The organism is Gelidibacter mesophilus DSM 14095, assembly GCF_000423005.1.
GTDB classification, from domain to species: Bacteria; Bacteroidota; Bacteroidia; order Flavobacteriales; family Flavobacteriaceae; genus Gelidibacter; species Gelidibacter mesophilus.
The window spans coordinates 204,952-223,178 of record NZ_AUHD01000005.1 but is presented as its reverse complement, the minus strand read 5'-3'; the positions used below and the strand labels follow the sequence as shown (position 1 = coordinate 223,178).

At 37.2% G+C, this 18,227-nt stretch carries 18 protein-coding genes; 9 read left to right on the top strand and 9 right to left on the bottom strand.

The features are described 5' to 3' along the window. Nucleotides 1-40: 40 nt before the first annotated feature. The gene (locus G525_RS22025; protein WP_084647716.1) at nt 41-172 is read left to right on the top strand and encodes a 30S ribosomal protein THX; all 132 of its coding nucleotides are present in this window, start codon (nt 41-43) and stop codon (nt 170-172) included. A 31-nt stretch (nt 173-203) separates the two neighbouring features. Here the strand turns inward: G525_RS22025 and yaaA are convergent, their stop codons facing one another. From yaaA to G525_RS0106205, 4 genes are all read right to left on the bottom strand, one after another. Beyond that, nucleotides 204-962: a peroxide stress protein YaaA gene (yaaA, locus tag G525_RS0106220; protein ID WP_027125384.1), complete on the bottom strand. Its 759-nt coding sequence runs from the start codon at nt 960-962 to the stop codon at nt 204-206. A gap of 123 nt (nt 963-1,085) precedes the next feature. Then, on the bottom strand, nt 1,086-1,613 hold the full coding sequence (locus G525_RS0106215) for a hypothetical protein (RefSeq protein ID WP_035479163.1): 528 nt from the start codon (nt 1,611-1,613) through the stop codon (nt 1,086-1,088). Nucleotides 1,614-1,884: 271 nt separating this feature from the next. Next, nucleotides 1,885-2,934 (bottom strand): RluA family pseudouridine synthase, encoded by a 1,050-nt coding sequence (locus G525_RS0106210; protein ID WP_027125382.1) that lies wholly within the window; start codon nt 2,932-2,934, stop codon nt 1,885-1,887. Next, on the bottom strand, nt 2,934-3,497 hold the full coding sequence (locus G525_RS0106205) for a PASTA domain-containing protein (protein ID WP_027125381.1): 564 nt from the start codon (nt 3,495-3,497) through the stop codon (nt 2,934-2,936). The genes G525_RS0106210 and G525_RS0106205 overlap by 1 nt, the downstream gene beginning before the upstream one ends. Nucleotides 3,498-3,831: 334 nt before the next feature. Between G525_RS0106205 and G525_RS0106200 the strand changes: the two genes are divergently transcribed. Together G525_RS0106200 and coaD are read left to right on the top strand one after the other, a co-directional pair. Further along, entirely contained in the window at nt 3,832-4,809 is a 978-nt protein-coding gene (locus G525_RS0106200) for a D-alanine--D-alanine ligase (protein WP_027125380.1), read from the top strand. A 171-nt stretch (nt 4,810-4,980) separates the two neighbouring features. Continuing rightward, complete coding sequence (gene coaD / locus G525_RS0106195) at nt 4,981-5,436, top strand: pantetheine-phosphate adenylyltransferase (protein WP_027125379.1); 456 nt, start codon at nt 4,981-4,983, stop codon at nt 5,434-5,436. Between the two features lie 80 nt (nt 5,437-5,516). On the opposite strand, the gene G525_RS0106190 is transcribed toward coaD, so the two are convergent. The 3 genes from G525_RS0106190 to alaS all read right to left on the bottom strand — a co-directional run bounded on the left by G525_RS0106190 (nt 5,517) and on the right by alaS (nt 9,871). Continuing rightward, nucleotides 5,517-6,473 carry a GSCFA domain-containing protein gene (locus G525_RS0106190; protein WP_027125378.1) on the bottom strand — a complete coding sequence of 319 codons (957 nt, stop codon included), beginning with the start codon at nt 6,471-6,473 and terminating at the stop codon, nt 5,517-5,519. Between the two features lie 213 nt (nt 6,474-6,686). Further along, nucleotides 6,687-6,776, bottom strand: a complete 90-nt coding sequence (locus G525_RS22830; RefSeq protein WP_342662739.1) for a GxxExxY protein — start codon at nt 6,774-6,776, stop codon at nt 6,687-6,689. A 482-nt stretch (nt 6,777-7,258) separates the two neighbouring features. Next, nucleotides 7,259-9,871: an alanine--tRNA ligase gene (alaS, locus tag G525_RS0106185; protein ID WP_027125377.1), complete on the bottom strand. Its 2,613-nt coding sequence runs from the start codon at nt 9,869-9,871 to the stop codon at nt 7,259-7,261. A gap of 217 nt (nt 9,872-10,088) precedes the next feature. Here alaS and G525_RS0106180 point away from each other — a divergent pair, with 217 nt between their 5' ends. The 6 genes from G525_RS0106180 (at nt 10,089) to G525_RS0106155 (ending at nt 13,956) form a co-directional block, all read left to right on the top strand. Further along, the gene (locus G525_RS0106180; protein WP_027125376.1) at nt 10,089-11,060 is read left to right on the top strand and encodes a M23 family metallopeptidase; all 972 of its coding nucleotides are present in this window, start codon (nt 10,089-10,091) and stop codon (nt 11,058-11,060) included. A gap of 1 nt (nt 11,061) precedes the next feature. Then, a complete protein-coding gene (locus G525_RS0106175; protein ID WP_027125375.1) occupies nt 11,062-11,391 on the top strand; it encodes a MerR family transcriptional regulator in 330 nt (109 codons plus the stop codon). Nucleotides 11,392-11,403: 12 nt separating this feature from the next. Beyond that, nucleotides 11,404-12,003, top strand: a complete 600-nt coding sequence (locus G525_RS0106170; RefSeq protein WP_027125374.1) for a LemA family protein — start codon at nt 11,404-11,406, stop codon at nt 12,001-12,003. A 68-nt stretch (nt 12,004-12,071) separates the two neighbouring features. Continuing rightward, nucleotides 12,072-12,509 carry a TPM domain-containing protein gene (locus tag G525_RS0106165; protein WP_027125373.1) on the top strand — a complete coding sequence of 146 codons (438 nt, stop codon included), beginning with the start codon at nt 12,072-12,074 and terminating at the stop codon, nt 12,507-12,509. Between the two features lie 18 nt (nt 12,510-12,527). Beyond that, the gene (locus tag G525_RS0106160) at nt 12,528-13,394 is read left to right on the top strand and encodes a TPM domain-containing protein (RefSeq protein ID WP_035479161.1); all 867 of its coding nucleotides are present in this window, start codon (nt 12,528-12,530) and stop codon (nt 13,392-13,394) included. 175 nt (nt 13,395-13,569) lie between these two features. After that, the gene (locus G525_RS0106155; RefSeq protein ID WP_027125371.1) at nt 13,570-13,956 is read left to right on the top strand and encodes a VOC family protein; all 387 of its coding nucleotides are present in this window, start codon (nt 13,570-13,572) and stop codon (nt 13,954-13,956) included. Between the two features lie 89 nt (nt 13,957-14,045). Here G525_RS0106155 and G525_RS20440 read toward each other — a convergent pair whose 3' ends face one another. Together G525_RS20440 and der are read right to left on the bottom strand one after the other, a co-directional pair. Next, nucleotides 14,046-16,826 (bottom strand): outer membrane beta-barrel protein, encoded by a 2,781-nt coding sequence (locus G525_RS20440; RefSeq protein ID WP_035479153.1) that lies wholly within the window; start codon nt 16,824-16,826, stop codon nt 14,046-14,048. Nucleotides 16,827-16,921: 95 nt separating this feature from the next. After that, complete coding sequence (gene der / locus G525_RS0106145) at nt 16,922-18,226, bottom strand: ribosome biogenesis GTPase Der (protein ID WP_027125370.1); 1,305 nt, start codon at nt 18,224-18,226, stop codon at nt 16,922-16,924. Nucleotide 18,227: the final 1 nt, after the last annotated feature.

Sequence of the window (18,227 nt, the reverse complement as noted above, 5' to 3'; positions counted from 1 at the left end):
TTAATAATTAGTTCATTTTAACAACTAATAAACTAAAAAAATGGGAAAAGGCGATAAAAAAACAAGACGCGGGAAAATTCAACGCGGATCTTATGGCGTAAAACGTCTAAGGATTAAAAGAAGACCTTCAACACTTGAAAAAATCAGTATTGATAAGAAATCGAAACCTTAAGCGCTTCGCTTTAATCTCTATCAGCAGTCTGTTATCTTGTAAACACTAAAGTGTTTTCTTTAGATAGCTTTTCATGAAATCGGTAGTTTTCTAAATCAAATCCTCTAATAGCATCTAATGTCTCTACATTATTATCTATGATGTAGCGTGCCATGAGTCCACGGGCCAATTTGGCATAAATCCCGATGGTTTTATAGTCACCATTTTTCAATTCCTTAAAATCCACATTCATCACTGGCACCTTTAAGACTTTTGTATCTACCGATTTAAAATATTCAATACTCGCCAAATTAAGGAATACTTCACCATCTTCCAATTCATTGTTTAGAGCTTTGGTAATGTCCTTTTTCCAAAATTCATATAAGTTTTTACTTTTTCCGATACTTATTTTAGTGCCCATTTCCAATCGGTAAGGCTGAATTAAGTCCAAAGGTTTAAGAATACCATATAGTCCTGAAAGGATTCTTATTGTATCCTGTGTCTTATCAATTTTCGACTTTGGAATGGTATAGGCATCCAACCCTCTATACACATCGCCATTGAAAGCATAGATTGCCGGTCTAGCGTTCTCTTTAGTAAAAGGCACTTCCCACTCCTGATTGCGCTCATAATTGAGTTGGCTCAAATCTTTAGATATGCTCATTAAGTCTGATAATGCCTTGACGGATTTTTTCTTAAGCACTTTATTCAAGCGCTCTGAGTGTTTTAAAAATTCAGGTTGCGTATTTTTTTCTGTGGGTAATGCTGTTTCAAAATCCAAGGATTTTGCGGGAGATAAGACAAGTTTCATAATGATGCCAACGAAAGTGGGTTGCTTTATATTAAAATTGATTGCTTTTCAATTTGTAAAGTTACGAAACAAATTTTCATTAATTTAAAGCGAAGCGGTAGGCAAAATTTAAAACTTCCAGCTTTATAAACTTTCTATGCTCTTAATTTTAATTCCAACAAAGCAATCGTCCATACAACCGTTTTCAATATAACCACAGGTTGCTATTAATCCATTAGTATCAGTCTCAAAATAAATCTTTGCATGATCTCTTTTAATCAACCATATATTTTCTGCCTTATTGTAAATGTCGTCTAATGTTAATGCATCAGCACCCTGATTTTCATGACTTCCTATATCTTCACCAGTCTCAACCCATTCCATTTCTTCTTGAGATAGGTCATTTAGACCTTCCGTCATAATATAGTTGAAATGTCTTTGAATTATCTTCCCATTGCTTACCGTGATTTTGGTTTCCCATGAATACCCTACCCATGAACCACCTGCAATGGTATATGTATAGGAGTCTTCAGATTTATCTTTGAAAATCAACCACGCCTTTTGGCTGTTTTGGAAATCATTTTGGTAACTTAAATCGTCATCAGAAGCGCAAGAACTCATTAAAGTGCCAATCAGCAAAAAAATAGAAATAGTATAAATTTTAGATCTCATAATGTGTCAATTTTTACATTAGGGAAAGACATGTTTTTGATAGATGCCAATAGTTGGCATTGGTTGCGTCAACTCCTTTTAAAATTTTAAATTTTTAGCTAAGCATAAAGTTGTGCCTATCTCAGCACGTGCGTTAAGAGTGGAACGGCATGTTGAGCTCCTCAAAGAGAGCGAGTAGTGACCACCTGACCCTCTGGAAATTTATTGAAAGAGGGTAACGCCCAAAATAAGAAATTGTAAAGAGCCACTTATGTTATTAAAAAATTAAAGGCTATTCAAAATCCATATCCTGATGCTTGGCGTAATGGCGCCATTTATCGATACAATTCTGCATATCCTGTGGCACTTCAGAGTCAAAGCTCATGAATTTACCCGTTGTAGGATGTACAAAGCCCAAAGTTTTAGCATGTAATGCCTGCCGTGGTAGAATTTTAAAGCAATTGTCAACAAACTGCTTGTATTTAGTAAAGGTGGTTCCTTTTAAGATTTTATCGCCACCATATCGGGCGTCATTAAAAAGCGTGTGACCAATATGTTTCATATGCACGCGGATTTGGTGCGTACGGCCAGTTTCTAGCTTACAGGACACTAAAGTAACATAGCCCAAACGCTCCAAAACTTTAAAATGGGTAACGGCTGGTTTGCCCTTGTCCTCATCATCCTCAAGATATACCGTGTTTTGCAATCTGTTTTTTGGATGTCTTCCAATATTGCCTTCAATAGTGCCTTCCTCGGCTTCAATATTTCCCCAAACGATGGCCACATACTCACGCTCACTGGTTTTATTAAAGAATTGTTTGGCAAGATGCGTCATGGCAGCTTCGGTTTTAGCGATAACCAAAAGTCCGCTAGTATCCTTATCAATCCGATGGACCAATCCGGGTCTATTACTGGAATTGTTGGGCAGGTTATCAAAATGATAGGTCAATGCATTGATTAACGTGCCTGAATAATTCCCATGTCCTGGATGGACAACCATACCCGCTTCCTTATTGACCACGAGCAAATCATCATCTTCATAAACAATATGAAGTGGGATATTTTCTGGAGTTAGCAAAAACTCATAGGGTGGATGCTCAAAAAGTACCCGAATCTTATCAAAAGGCTTGACCTTATAATTGGATTTTACGGGAAGGTCATTGACATATATACTACCGTTTTTGGCGGCAGCCTGAATTTTATTACGCGTTGCGTTCTCGATAAAATTCATCAAATATTTATCGATACGCAATGGTGACTGTCCTTTTACAGCTGTAAAGGCATAATGCTCATACAACTCATCATCATTCTGCTCTTCTAAATTGGGAGTATTGTCTGTCATTATTCGTTTTCGCCTCTATTACCATTACCTAATACCACATCAATTGTGGATGTCATTGGGAGTAAATCGCCAGCATTGACCGCTTTACCCTCATAAGAAATGGACTGCACTTCATCTAAACCGATATCGTCTATATAGGAAATTTTTCCCACCTCAAAACCAATAGCTTCAAGGGTTGGTTTGGCCTGACGGAACGTACGGCCTACAACAATGGGTACTTCTACTTTACGGAAACCTGATGGATTTAGAATCAAATATATTTTTCGGTTTTCTTTTACCTGACTTCCCGCTCTTGGATATTGTTCAATAACCGAGTATTTTGGGTATTTAGGATTGTAATTGGCAGAATCTTGAATTTCCATGGTCAATTGGTTGTCGTTCAATTGAATTTCTGCGGTTTCAATGGTCTTTCCAGCCAAATCAGGAACCGTCACAAAACTCCCATGATTGGTGCTATAATCTAACCACTTCAACACTAAGAAACACAACACTACGAGCACCACGACAGCAAGAATAATTTGCTTTAGAAAAGCTTTGCTCGATAAAAATTTTATTAGACTCATGAAAATTTATTATAAGTGACAAATATATAAAAACACAACCGTTTTTTCTTTTGCTTTTAATGTGATATTTTTGTTTGCGAAGATATGTTGCGAACTCGCGAAGATATAACCTTTAAAATGTCTATATATTGTAATTGCAATAAATGATATGAAATAGTGGTAATTAAGGATTCGCGATTTCTCACGAAGTATTCTAATAATCGTGATCAGAAAGATTAACTTAAATTGGAGTTCCACTTTCTTGAAAAATAATTATTAACCTACTTTACAAAATAGGTCAATAAAATAGGAATGAACTAAATTAATGAGATTCCCACTTCCGTGGGAAATTGATATGAAAAAAAACATTGCCATCATCATGGGAGGTTTTTCGAGCGAATTCGAAATTTCCCTCAAAAGCGGACAAGTAGTTTACGAAACCCTTGACCAAGCAAAATACAGTCCACATCGCGTTCATATTTTCAAAAATAAATGGGTCTATGTAGATCCCAACAACCAAGAACATGCTATTGATAAAAACGATTTTTCAGCAACTGTTGATGGTATCAAAATAACCTTTGACTGTGTGTTCAATGCCATTCATGGTACGCCCGGAGAAGACGGATTTATGCAGGGGTATTTGGAATTGTTGAGCATTCCACAAACCAGCTGCAATATGTATCAAGCGGCCTTGACTTTCAACAAACGGGATTGTTTGAGCACTTTAAAACCTTATGGCATTAAAACGGCAGAATCGTTTTACGTGAATTTAGGCGATGCCATTGATGAAGATGCCATTATCGCTAAAGTAGGCTTACCATGTTTTGTGAAAGCGAACAAGGCGGGAAGTAGTTTTGGCATCAGCAAAGTTTATAAAAGAGAAGATTTTAATAAAGCGCTGGAAGTTGCCTTTAAGGAAGATGACGAAGTGATTATTGAATCTTTTTTAGATGGTGTAGAAGTATCCGTGGGGGTGATCACTTACAAAGGTGAAGTGACCGTACTTCCGATTACTGAAATTGTAAGCAATAATGATTTCTTTGATTATCAGGCCAAATACTTGGGAGAATCCCAAGAGATTACACCAGCTCGATTGACAGAGGAACAAGAGGAACAGGTAAGAACCGTTGCCAAGAGGGTGTATGAAGTTTTAAAAATGAAAGGTTTCAGCCGTAGCGAATTTATATTTAAGGACGGCGAACCCCATTTATTGGAAGTCAACACTGTACCTGGAATGACCAAAGCGAGCATTTTACCACAGCAAGCGGCCTCGGCTGGCATTAGTTTAGCGGATTTATTTGGAAATGCGATTGACGAATGCCTTAAGAATTAAAAATGCAGAAGGATTAATTAATCAATAGATTTGAATATTTAAACTTATATAGGGCATTCCTTCCTTCATGACGACTGTTATAAAGACAATGAACGCCTTTATGAATCACAATTAATAGTTATATTTGAGTTCTAACTTATAAAATGAGATGCCCTTTTCTGGGGAAATATTATGAAACGTGCACTCTTCCCTGGGTCTTTTGATCCGCTAACTCTAGGTCATTATGATATCATCAATCGCGGTTTAAAAGTGTTTGATGAAGTGGTGATTGCTATTGGTATCAATGCCGATAAAAAATACATGTTCTCTTTAGAGCAGCGTTTGAAGTTCATTGAAGAAGCCTTTAAAGATCAACCCAAAGTAAAAGTAAGGACCTATAAAGGTTTGACCATCGATTTTTGTAAGGAAATTGAGGCACAGTTTATATTAAGAGGCTTACGGAATCCTGCCGACTTTGAGTTTGAAAAAGCCATTGCACATACCAATAGAAAACTATCCAAGATAGAAACTGTGTTTTTGCTGACTGCCGCAAGTACATCTTATATCTCATCGTCCATTGTTAGGGATGTCATCAGAAACAATGGGGATTATACCGTCTTAGTACCTGCTAGTGTTCGGGTGTTATAAATGCATAATCAGTCAGTTCAGAGATCACTTAAAGTAACTTAAACAATACTCTCTGGTACTAAAGATCACTTATAGAATTTCTAAAACGAAATATGCTCAATTTTCCTCTGAAGGGCTTTTTTTCTAAGTTCCAGTTGTATTAAAAAATTGACATGGGCTTCAGATTGGGGATTGAACGGCCTGTGCGCAATTCCCTTTTGAATAGCATCAACCTCAGCCATCATCGCAACAGTACTTTCAGACACCCAGACCTTCTGAAATTTCTCCCAAATATAACTGATGGCCGTAGCATTAGGATGCAACATATCCTCAGTATAAAACCGATAGTCGCGGAGTTCATCCATCATGATTTCATAAGCCGGAAAGTAGAAACTTCCCATTTCAGAAGGTTGGGCAATAAAATTGTGAATAGCAGCAATTAAATGTGCTTTACTGAGGGTGTTTTCTATAAATCCATCTTTAACATGCCGGATCGGAGACAGTGTAAAGATAAGCGTAGCGTTAGTATTGACCTGCAAAATTTTGCTTCTTATATTTTGAAGGCTAGCGGTAATTTCGTCATTGGAAAGTAACTCTTTTCTAAAACTCTGTTGCGAAATTTTATGGCAATTGGCTATTGGTAAATTGGATTTATAATGTCTGTAAACCCATGCTGTACCTAAAGTGATTACAATATGGCTGGCGTCTTTGAGCTGTTGTCTTGTAATTTGCAGTTGTACATTTAAATTGGTAATCACATCCTCTTTTGAGCTATGGCTCATCTGAGAGTGGGCGTCAAAACAATGCCATTGTTCATTATGATAAAATACATCTTCTTCATTATAGAGAATATCTTCAACAGCCCTTAAAACCAATGTTTCTATGGCTTTAGGATGAAATAATACGCCAAACGGGTTCTGATGACTCTGAAATTTATAGTAATCGAGTTTCCTACCAATATTGTCTACAAAACAAGAGCCCAACAAAAAGACCTTAGAGTGATAATCTATGAGATTTTCGGTGTGTTTTTTAAATGGGATTTGGGTTTGTAGTTTCATTATCAATTTTTTTTCTCGCAGAGGCGCAAAGTCTGATGCAGCAATACTAAAAATTATATATTATGCTTGTAATTCCATTTTTTGATTAGTGCGCTGCTAAAATTATTTTCTCGCAGAGGCGCATAGGCGCAAAGTCTTATAAAAGCAATACTATAAATTATTTACAATTCTTGTGATTCCTTTTTTGATTAGTGGGCTATTGAAGTGAATTAATCATCCAAGTTTTAGACCTGTCAATTTTAAATAAGTCAATACCTGTTTTGGATGTACTGGATGGATTTCTTCATCTGACTTAATTTCCACAATTACTTTTCGTTCTATAACCTAGTTCAAGTTAAACGTCCTTCCATAATACGGGAAGTGATTTTTGTCCTTCAACATATAGACCTTTTGCTCTTAACTCATAACATAGAATTTCTTAATAAACCGATTCCAATAATCCCGGGCCCAAGTCAACATAACTATGATAACAAGCATCTATAATAATACCAGAAATCTCATTTTCAGACATAGTTTGGTTTTTTCTCGCAGAGGCGCTAAGTATAAAGTTAATGGAGATTATTAATTGTCCCTATACTAAGATACTTCAATATTTATAATCTCATTTTCAATAATAAAAGTTTTTGCTCGCAGGAGGCGTAAAGGCATGAAGCATTTAATAATTCAAATATATTCATCTAAGTTCAGATCAATGTGTTTTCAACTTTTCTCTGCGACTCCGCGACTCTGCGAGAGCTTTATTGCACCTTTTTAAGGAATGGAATCCATCCACATTCCGAAATAATCTATTCCAAATACCCCTCTGCAGCCTCTAAAGCCTTTTCAATCCCTTGTGGATTCTTACCTCCCGCAGTTGCAAAGAATGGCTGTCCGCCGCCGCCGCCTTGGATATGTTTACCCAATTCTCGTACAATAGTACCAGCATTTAAGCCTTTACTTTCTACCAACTCCTTAGAAATATAACAGGATAGTAAAGCCTTTCCATCTTTTTCAGCAGCAAATAACAAGAATAAATTATCGTGTTGCTGTCCCAATTCAAAAGACAAATCCTTAATTCCCGAGGCATCTAAATCTACTTTTTTAGCCAAAAACTGAACTCCGTTGATCTGCGTCAATTCATTTTGAAGATCACCCTTAAGGTTTTTTGCTTTCTCTTTTAATAAATTGTCAATTTGCTTTTTTAAATCGGCATTTTCAGCTTGTAAGTTCTGAATGGCCTTAACCGGTTCTTGCGCATTATTTAAAAGTCCTTTGATTTCAAAAAAGGCACGGTCATGCTCTTGGTAGTAATATTTGACCGCATCATTGGTAATGGCCTCAATACGACGGATTCCTGAAGCTACCGCTCCTTCTGATACAATTTTAAAATACCAAATATCTCCGGTATTCTTTACATGGGTACCACCACATAGCTCAAAAGAATTTCCATAGCGCACGGTACGCACCGTATCGCCATATTTTTCTCCAAAAAGTGCTATGGCACCTTCATCAATAGCCATTTGCATAGGAATGTTACGCTGTTCTTGAAGGGCTAATTTGCCGTCGATACGTGCGTTGACAAAATCTTCCACATCCGTTAATTCTTCTGGTGTCATTTTAGAAAAATGAGAGAAATCAAAGCGTAAATATTTAGAATGCACCGCACTTCCTTTTTGCTCAACATGCTCTCCTAAAACTTCGCGTAAGGCTTGGTGCAACAAGTGCGTTGCCGTGTGGTTAGCTTCCGTTCTTCTGCGCTGTTTTTCATCCACAGAGGCCGTGAACGTAGCGTTAAGATTTTTAGGTAGGTTTTTAGTAAAATGAATCGCCACGTTGTTCTCTTTTTTGGTATCCAAAATATAAACAATATCGCCATTACTATCAGTCAAATAGCCTTTGTCACCAACCTGTCCGCCTCCTTCTGCATAAAAAGGAGTAAGATTAAACACCAATTGATACATTTCACCATCCTTTTTTGAAACCACTTTTCTAAACCTTGTAATTTTCACATTGGTTTCAAGAAAGTCATAACCTATAAATTCCTGAATCGCATCATCGGATAAAATGGTCCAATCTTCTGTGGTCATTTCACCGGCGGCACGTGAGCGGTCTTTTTGTTTCTTCATTTCAACATGAAATTCTGCTTCGTCCAATTTCAAACCTTTTTCCCGCAGAATTAATGCTGTTAAATCAATAGGAAATCCGAAGGTATCATAAAGCTCAAACGCCTTTTCACCCGAAATAACCTCAGTTTTAGAATCTTCCACAATTCGGTTCAATAGCACCAAACCTTGATCTAAAGTTCTTAAAAATGATTGCTCCTCCTCTTTAATTACGTTTTCAATCAGCTGTTTTTGCGATTTCAATTCAGGAAATGCCGCTCCCATTTTCTTACTCAGCACCTCCACTAACCTATAAATAAATGGTTCCTTTTGATCTAAAAATGTAAAACTGTAACGAATGGCCCGTCTTAAAATTCGACGGATGACGTAACCCGCGCCAGTATTACTGGGCAGCTGTCCGTCTGCAATAGAAAATGCCACTGCACGTACATGGTCAGAAATCACACGGATCGCAACATCGACCTCCTCATCCTTACCATAAGGTTTATTGGCAATCGTTTCAATCTCACGGATAATCGGGGTAAAAACATCCGTATCATAATTGGAGGTCACACCTTGCAGCACCATACATAAGCGTTCAAACCCCATCCCTGTATCAATATGTTTTTGCGGCAACACCTCCAAGGAACCATTGGCTTTTCTATTGTATTGCATGAAAACAAGGTTCCATATCTCCACCACCTGAGGATGATCCATATTGACCAAGGTCTTTCCATCAACGGCTGCTTTCTCTTCTGCTGAACGAATATCGACATGGATTTCACTACAGGGTCCACACGGTCCTTGATCTCCCATTTCCCAGAAATTATCCTTTTTATTGCCCATCAAGATCCGGTCTTCAGCAATAAAGGATTTCCACAAGTCATAAGCCTCTTGGTCCATTGGCAACTTATCTTCTTCGCTGCCTTCAAAAACAGTAACATAAAGCATGTCCTTATCTACTCCATACACCTCAGTCAATAATTCCCATGCCCATGAAATGGCTTCCTTTTTAAAATAATCGCCAAAACTCCAGTTGCCCAGCATCTCAAATAAGGTATGATGGTAGGTGTCATAGCCAACCTCTTCCAAATCATTGTGTTTTCCAGAAACCCTTAAGCATTTTTGACTATCGGCAATTCTATTGTTTTTAGGCTTTGCAATTCCTAAAAAATATTCCTTAAAAGGTGCCATTCCCGAATTGACGAACATTAAAGTAGGATCATCCTTTAAAACCATGGGTGCAGATGGTAAAATGCTATGTTGTTTCTCCTTAAAAAAGTTTAAAAAAGTGGAACGTATGTCTTGAGATTTCATTTCTATAAATTAATGTCGGTTTACTATTTAAATGGCAGTACAACGGAATTTATCACAAATTTGTTTTAAAGTTTCCATATCGTACGCCTACTTTATTCTATAATCATTTACTTTTACTAAATTTACAAATAAAATATTTTGTAGGTTTGTTCGTTTAGTTGATGTCTACAGACCTATAACAGGCTTTTCAAGCTGCAAAAATAGTATAAATTAGGTAATGAGTAAGGTAAAATATTATTACGATTCTGAAACCCTCTCTTATAAGAAAATAGAGAGAAGAAAAAGGAATACTGCAAAGTATGCCTTTATCTTTTTTTTAGGATCTGCACTTTTTGCGTTCTTATTTGTGTTTTTGGCCAGCCAATTTGTCAAATCGCCTAAAGAGCGTGCTTTAGCGAGAGAACTTCAGCATATGGAGCTGCAATATCAATTGCTTAATAAAAAAATGGACGAGGCCCAATCTGTCTTGGCAAATGTTGAAGCGCGTGACAATTCAATTTACCGTCTTTATTTTGAAGCGAATCCAATTCCGGAAGAACAGCGAAAAGCAGGTTTTGGAGGCGTTAATCGTTACAAATCTTTGGAAGGTTTTGATAATTCAAAAATTATCATTGAGTCCAATAGACGAATGGACATCTTACAAAAACAAATTGTAGTCCAATCCAAATCTTTAGATGAAATTGCGGTCTTAGCAGCGGACAAAGAAAAATTTCTAGCCTCCATTCCTGCCATTCAACCAATCAGCAATGAAGATTTAACACGTATGGCTTCAGGGTATGGTTATAGAACCGATCCCTTTACCAAAGTAAAAAAATTCCATTATGGGATGGACTTTACTGCTCCTAGAGGTACGCCTGTATATGCTACAGGAGATGGTGTCGTAAAAAGAGCCGATAATGCCTCTACAGGATACGGCAATCATATTAGAATTGACCATGGCTATGGTTATGTGACTCTTTATGGCCATTTATATAAATACAACGTGCGCGTGAACCAAAAAGTAAAACGCGGTGACTTAATAGGATTTGTAGGTAGCACTGGTCGCTCTCAAGGACCTCACGTTCATTACGAAGTTTTTAAAGATGACGAACGCATCAATCCAATGAACTTCTATTATGGTAATTTATCTGCTGAAGAGTATAACAAATTATTGGAGCATGCTTCTTTAGAAAATCAATCCCTAGATTAATATGCACATTGATCTACCAGAAAAGAGATATTACGGCATTGGGGAGGTAGCCAAGGCTTTTAAGGTCAATACCTCTCTAATTCGGTTTTGGGAAAAGGAGTTTGACATCCTGAAACCCAAGAAGAATGCCAAAGGCAATCGTAAGTTCACCCCAGAGGATATTAAAAACCTCAAATTCATTTACCATTTAGTGAAACAGCGCGGCTTTACTCTTGAGGGTGCAAAAACACATTTAAAAGAAGGCAAGCAACAAGCGCTCAACACTTTTGATATTATAAGTAAATTAGAAGACATAAAATCACAACTTGTAAAAATAAAATCACAACTCTAAAACCAACATATCATGAAAAAATGGCTCGTTCCCGTAATTATTATCGCTCTTATTGCTTTCGCACTCTATTCTTGGGGCAAAAATTTTAACAATACCGCAGTAGAACTTAAGGAGACGGCTACCAGAAGTTGGGGTGACGTAGAAAGCAGTTATCAACGTCGTAATGACCTTATCGGTAATCTTGTTAAAACAGTTCAAGGTGCTGCCGATTTTGAACGTGGTACTTTAACGGACGTTATTGAAGCAAGAGCTAAAGCAACATCGACAACCATTGATGCCAGCAACCTGAATGAAGAAAACATGGCACAATTTCAGCAAGCTCAAAGCGGATTGAGCGGCGCTTTATCAAGATTATTAGTGTCTGTGGAACGTTACCCAGAATTAAAAGCAAATCAAAATTTCTTAGAATTGCAATCACAGTTAGAAGGCACTGAAAATAGGATCAATGTCGCCAGAGATCGATTTAACGGTAACGTAGAACCTTATAACAAACACATCAAAACTTTTCCAAATAGCGTGTTGGCGGGTCTTTTTAATTTTGATGACATGAGCTATTACAAAGCTGATGCAGGTGCGGAAAAGGCACCCGATGTGGATTTTGATTTCAAATAATCTTCATTTATCAGTTCAGGCTATCAACGCTTTAAAAGAATTAAGATTTCTAAAACGAAAATAGAGAAATGTCCAAAACAGAAGATTTTCTTACAGCACAAGACGAAAAGCAAGTCATTGAAGCCATCAGATCGGCTGAAAAAAACACCTCAGGAGAGATAAGGGTACATCTTGAAAAGACCTCTAAAATTGATCCTTATGAGCGTGCTTTGGAAGTGTTTCATTTACTTAAAATGGACAATACGAAACTACAAAATGGCGTCTTGATCTACGTTGCCGTAGAAGATAAAACCTTTGTTATTTTTGGGGATGAAGGCATTAATAATGTTGTTGATGATGATTTCTGGGAAAGCACCAAAAATGTTATGCAAGGGCATTTTAAAAGAGGTCATTTTAAACAAGGGTTAGTTGATGGCATTTTAAAAGCAGGAAAGCAATTGGAAACTTTCTTTCCTTGGGAAACTGGAGATAAAAACGAAATTCCTGATGATATTTCAATAGGATAATAAATTTAAGTAAGCAGCATGCAGTCTTCAATAATCAATCAATATTTATATATTAAGGAAAGCGTTTTTAAACGCTTTCTTTTTAGTGCATTATTGACCTTATCCTGTATCCAAGTGGGATTTTCCCAGTTTAATATTCCTGATAGGCCAGCAAAAACTACTGAGCAGACCAGTGTTTACCAGTTTACTCCTTTATTATCGGAAAGTCAGAAAAATAGTTTGGAGCAAAAACTCATTCGATATTCTGACACAACGTCCACACAAATCGTAGTGGCCATAATCAGTTCTACCCAAGGAGAGAACATCAATTATTTAGGAGCGCAATGGGGCCAAAAATGGGGTATTGGACAGGAACAAGAAGATAACGGCATCTTAATTTTATTGGCTAAAGATGATCGGAAAATTGCCATTAACACAGGTTATGGTGTAGAACATTTATTGACAGATGCCATGTCCAAACGCATCATTGAGCGTGATATCATTCCATTTTTCAAACAAAATGATTACAATGGCGGACTAAATAGAGGCGCTGATGCCATTTTTGAGGTGATGACGGGAGAATACCAAGGCACGCGTCAAGAGAATAGGACTCAAGAAGGTTTTCCTGTTGGTTTTATTTTCTTGCTCTTCATCATTTTCATCATCATTATGATTTCTATCTCCAAAAACAATAAAGGCGGCGGTAGTGGTCCAGGCAATAACCGAGGTAATGATTTCAGTATTTGGGACGCCATTATTCTGAGCAATTTAGGGCGTGGTGGTTTTGGTGGAGGCAGTCGTTCTTCAGGCGGTGGTTTTGGTGGAGGCTTCGGAGGCGGTGGCGGTTTCGGAGGTGGATTTGGCGGTGGAGGCTTTGGCGGCGGCGGCGCTTCAGGAGGATGGTAAATAATCGTCTTCAGAGGGCAATGATTCAACATTTAAGAAATTCCACGAAGTGATGTCTCTAATTTTTAGTTGAAATAGTTCTCCTATATCCATTTAATAATCTTTGAAAATCAGTACTATCTGCAAGAAATTATTTAAATTCAGTTGCGATTTCAACTTTTATTTCAATGCGATCATGACTTCATATAAACCAAAAAACTACAATTCACTATCCCCCTATCTCATTGTTGATGATGCGGAAAAACTTGTCGATCTTTTAAAAATCGTTTTTGAAGCGAAGGAATTAAGACGTTATGAACGAGAAGATGGCTCCATAATGCATATAGAACTCCAATTGGACGATTCGATAGTGATGATAAGTGACAGCACAGAAGATTATCCTGCCGTTACCACCATGTTGCATATGTATGTTCTAGATGTTTTTAAAACCTTTGATTTAGCCATAGAAAATGAGTGCCTTCTTTTGGAAAGACCTATCAATAAAGAAGACGATCCAGACACAAGGGGTGCTTTCATGGATTATGCAGGAAATTATTGGTCTGTTAGCACACAAAATAAATAATCAAATTTATTGTACCGAATTCTAAAAACCCATGCTTTTAAAAAATTGATGCCCTTATAAAGTATGAATGTATAACAATCATAATTCTATTAAAATATCATGGGCGGTGGTGGCGCACTACTACCTCCACTGTTTGATCCAAGGCTATTAAACTTCCAACTAAAGCTCAACATAAAATATTGTTCTAAAACAGTACTTTGGGAATCCTGAATATAGTTATCAGTGGTGGTCCGTTGGGCATTTGTGTTTTGATTTAATAAATCATAAACTTTTAATGTGATGGTCCCATTGTCCTTTAAAACTGAATAGGCGACAGTAGCATTCCAAAACCAAGCACTTTTCTGGAAACCTTGGGCTACGTCCGGATTGTACGTAAAGTTGATGTCATTTCGCCATTCCAGTTTTTTCGGAAAAAAAGTTGCCGTTCTGATTCCTAGGTTATGGCTCATAAAATTTCGATTCTCCAAATGCTCTAAATCATATCGGGTATTGGTATAGGACAAGCGGTAATTCGGTCGAATTTCAAATAGCTTCTTCCAAGTGTAGGTCACGTCCAAACTAGGGAAAAGCCTACTGCTGACAGAGGCATATTCCACCCCATTATTAAAATTGACCTGGTTATCCAGATTAGCTGATAAGCCCACACGAACTTTTATAGTTTGTAAAGTATCCAATTTAAAGTCCTTACTGTAGCTAGACCCCATGTTCATTCCATAATTGCCATCAACATTGGTAAACGTTGTATTTCTTACAAAATCCTCATCCACAACTGACTTTGTCACAACCTTATCTTCAATAAGATTGGCGCTGGCATACATATAAAATCCAGTTCTCTTTTGATAATCAAAATTATTGTAATTAAAACTCAAGTTATGACGTTTTGAAGGTGTCAAATTTGGATTTCCAGTAATCGTGTTTAAAGGATCCGACACATCCTCAAACGGTTGTAATTGAGCTATTTGAGGGGCTTCGTTTCTACTATCATAGCGGGCGTCAAAAGAAGATTTTGGACTGAAGCGATAATTCAAATTGGCGTTCAGTTCCAAAAAGTTGAAACTTTGCTTCAAACTCAATTCTGGACGTAATTTATCAGCATTTTCAATGGTTCTATTCGTGTAACCAGATCCCAACCTGAACCTCATTTTATCTGTATTATAGACCAACCTAACATTGGGTGCGTGTCTACGGTTTTTGTTGATGAAATTGGTGCTCAATTCAGTATTGAAATCATCATAGGATTGAGAGTTTTCATCAAAATCAAAGGTGCTTCTAAAGTCTCTACTCTTATCTGTGTCAAAATCATACCTGAAATCTAAATACCAATTTTTAGCGTCCAAAGGCATTCTATAGGTAAGTCCCATATCTAACATATTTGAGGTTCTTTCGCCATCAGTAAACTGCTTTCTTACAATATCATTAGGATCATCACCATAAATATTAGTTTCAGAATTTAAATAATCGTCAGTATTGGTAGCACTCACATCAGCATCTATACGCAATCTTATAAAAGAGCCCTTCGAACCGAACCTCTTCGTCACATTCAGATTATTACCAAAATTTTTTCCCATGGTCTCTACAAAGGAGGAGGTTTCTGACTGATTGGTTAAAACCTCATTTTCGTCTAACGAATTCTCTTGTCTGTCAAAAGTAGTTGTAGATTCAGAAAACCGAAAAGATGGTCTCACATTGACCATCAATGTAGAGTCTATTTTTATATCAAAGGTCATATTCGCACTATGGCTATCCGTATCGTTTACTGAATTTGAAGAGGAATTTGTAAAATATCTAGAATCTGGTAAAAAATTCTCTCGTGCTGTAGTTGTAGCATTTTTGGAATTGCTACCAGAATGGAAATAATCTCCTGAAAGATCGTTGTCTTTTCCCAGCTCATCAGCATAATTTACACCCGCAGTATTTGAGGTAGTAATGCCTTGACCTCCACCAAAAGAGCGCCCATCAATAGTGAAAGAACCACTGCTATTATATGACATATTTCTTGCCCCACCAAACATTTTTCTTATTTCACCAAAGCTGAACCCTGAGGAATTAATATTATTACCACCTGCCAAAACGCTCAGTCGCTGTTCATTATCAAAAATATTGACCATACCCGCATATTCGTAGCGATCATCAGTACCCCCTCCAGCAGACAATCGTCCAAAGACACCTTTATTATTTTCTTCTTTTATGGTAAGGTTGATCGTTTTATTTTCACTCGTACCCTTCTCTCCACTGAAGGCTTCTGCTTTGGATTTTGTATCGGTAATCTGGATTTTCTCTATTAATTCCTTAGTGAGATTTCTAGTGGTAATAGTAGGGTCATTGCCAAAAAAAGGTTTGCCATTGACCAAAATCTGACTGACTTCCTTGCCGTTAACTTTAATTGCGCCATCTTCATCAACCTCCACCCCCGGAAGTTCCTTCAGTAAATCTTCAACGTTGGCATCTCTTTTGGTTTTAAAAGAAGCAACATTGAATTCTAAGGTATCTTTTTTTATGGTTATAGGTGCTCTTGATCTTACAATTACCTCGTCCAATACATTGGCAGTTTTTAAAGCAATTGTATTTAAATGGATAGGGACTTTCCCAATTTTGATAGTTTTAGTAAAGGTTTCAAATCCGATATAAGAAACAATCAAGTTTAGAGAATCTTCATAAGTCCTATTGTCCAAAAGAAAAGCACCGTTCTTATCTGATATGGTATAAGTGACCAACGTAGAATCCTTAGGAGATTCAAGATAAACAGTGGCCGACTCTAATGGTGATTGATCTGTCTCTGAAATTAAAGTGCCTGAAATTTTAAATGGGTTACCTTGCGAAAAGGTCACGCATGCGCATAATAATGCGAGAATGCATAGAAATTTCTTCATTAGTTTGATTGACGATGATGATTAATAGCTTTAAAAATTCAAGATAAGCTAGAAATCGTACGAATTACCTTAAAGAAACTATAAAAAATTCACTTTTATTTTTTTCGCATGTAAACGCTTATTGGCACCCCATGAAAACCAAAGTGCTCACGTAATTTATTTTCTAAAAAGCGCTTGTAGGGATCTTTGACATATTGTGGTAAATTACAGAAAAACGCAAACTGTGGTTGAGGTGTTGGCAACTGCATGATGTATTTAATCTTTACGAATTTCCCCTTTAATGCTGGCGGTGGGTAATTTTCAATTATTGGTAATAACACCTCATTGAGCTTACTCGTTTTTATTTTCTTAGAGCGATTGTTATATACTTCAACCGCGGTTTCAATGGCTTTAAAAATACGTTGTTTGTTGAGTACCGACATAAACACAATAGGAACATCAGTAAATGGTTCCATTTCCTGTCGGATTTGTTTTTCGTAATCTCTTACAGAATTGGTGTCTTTTTCCACCAAATCCCATTTATTTACTAAAATGACGATCCCTTTTCTATTGCGTTCAGCCAACCAAAATATATTTTGGACCTGTCCGTCAAATCCACGTGTGGCATCATGAACCAATAAAACCACATCAGCATGTTCAATGGCTCTAATGCTACGCATTACGGAATAAAATTCCAAATCTTCCTTGACTTTTGATTTCCGACGGATTCCTGCCGTGTCGATCAAGTTAAACTCGAACCCGAATTGGTTGTATTTGGTATCAATGGAATCTCTTGTAGTTCCGGCAATATCGGTTACGATATAACGATCTTCGCCAATAAGGGCATTTATGAATGATGATTTCCCAGCGTTAGGTCGACCGACTACAGCAAATCTTGGCAAATCACTTTCCTCTTCCTCTACATGTTCTGGTAGGGCTTTTACAACCTCATCCAATAAATCTCCTGTACCACTTCCGTTGATACTGGCAATAGTGAAATATTCTCCCAATCCCAATGCATAAAATTCAACAGCATCTTCTGCGCGTTTATTATTATCCACCTTATTGACTGCCAAAAATACGGGTTTCTTTACTTTTCTGAGCAGGTTGGCAACGTCTTCATCCATGCCGGTGACACCTGTTTCTACATCAACCACAAAAACGATCACATCGGCTTCATCAATAGCAAGTTCGACCTGCTTATCAATTTCTGCTTCAAAAACATCGTCACTGCCAATAATATACCCTCCGGTATCAATAACGGTAAATTCGCGACCATTCCATTCTGACTTGCCGTAGTGCCTATCTCTGGTCACACCACTCACTGCATCAACAATTGCTTCCCTCCGTTTGATTAAACGATTGAATAACGTTGATTTTCCTACATTAGGACGACCTATAATTGCGACTATATTACTCATG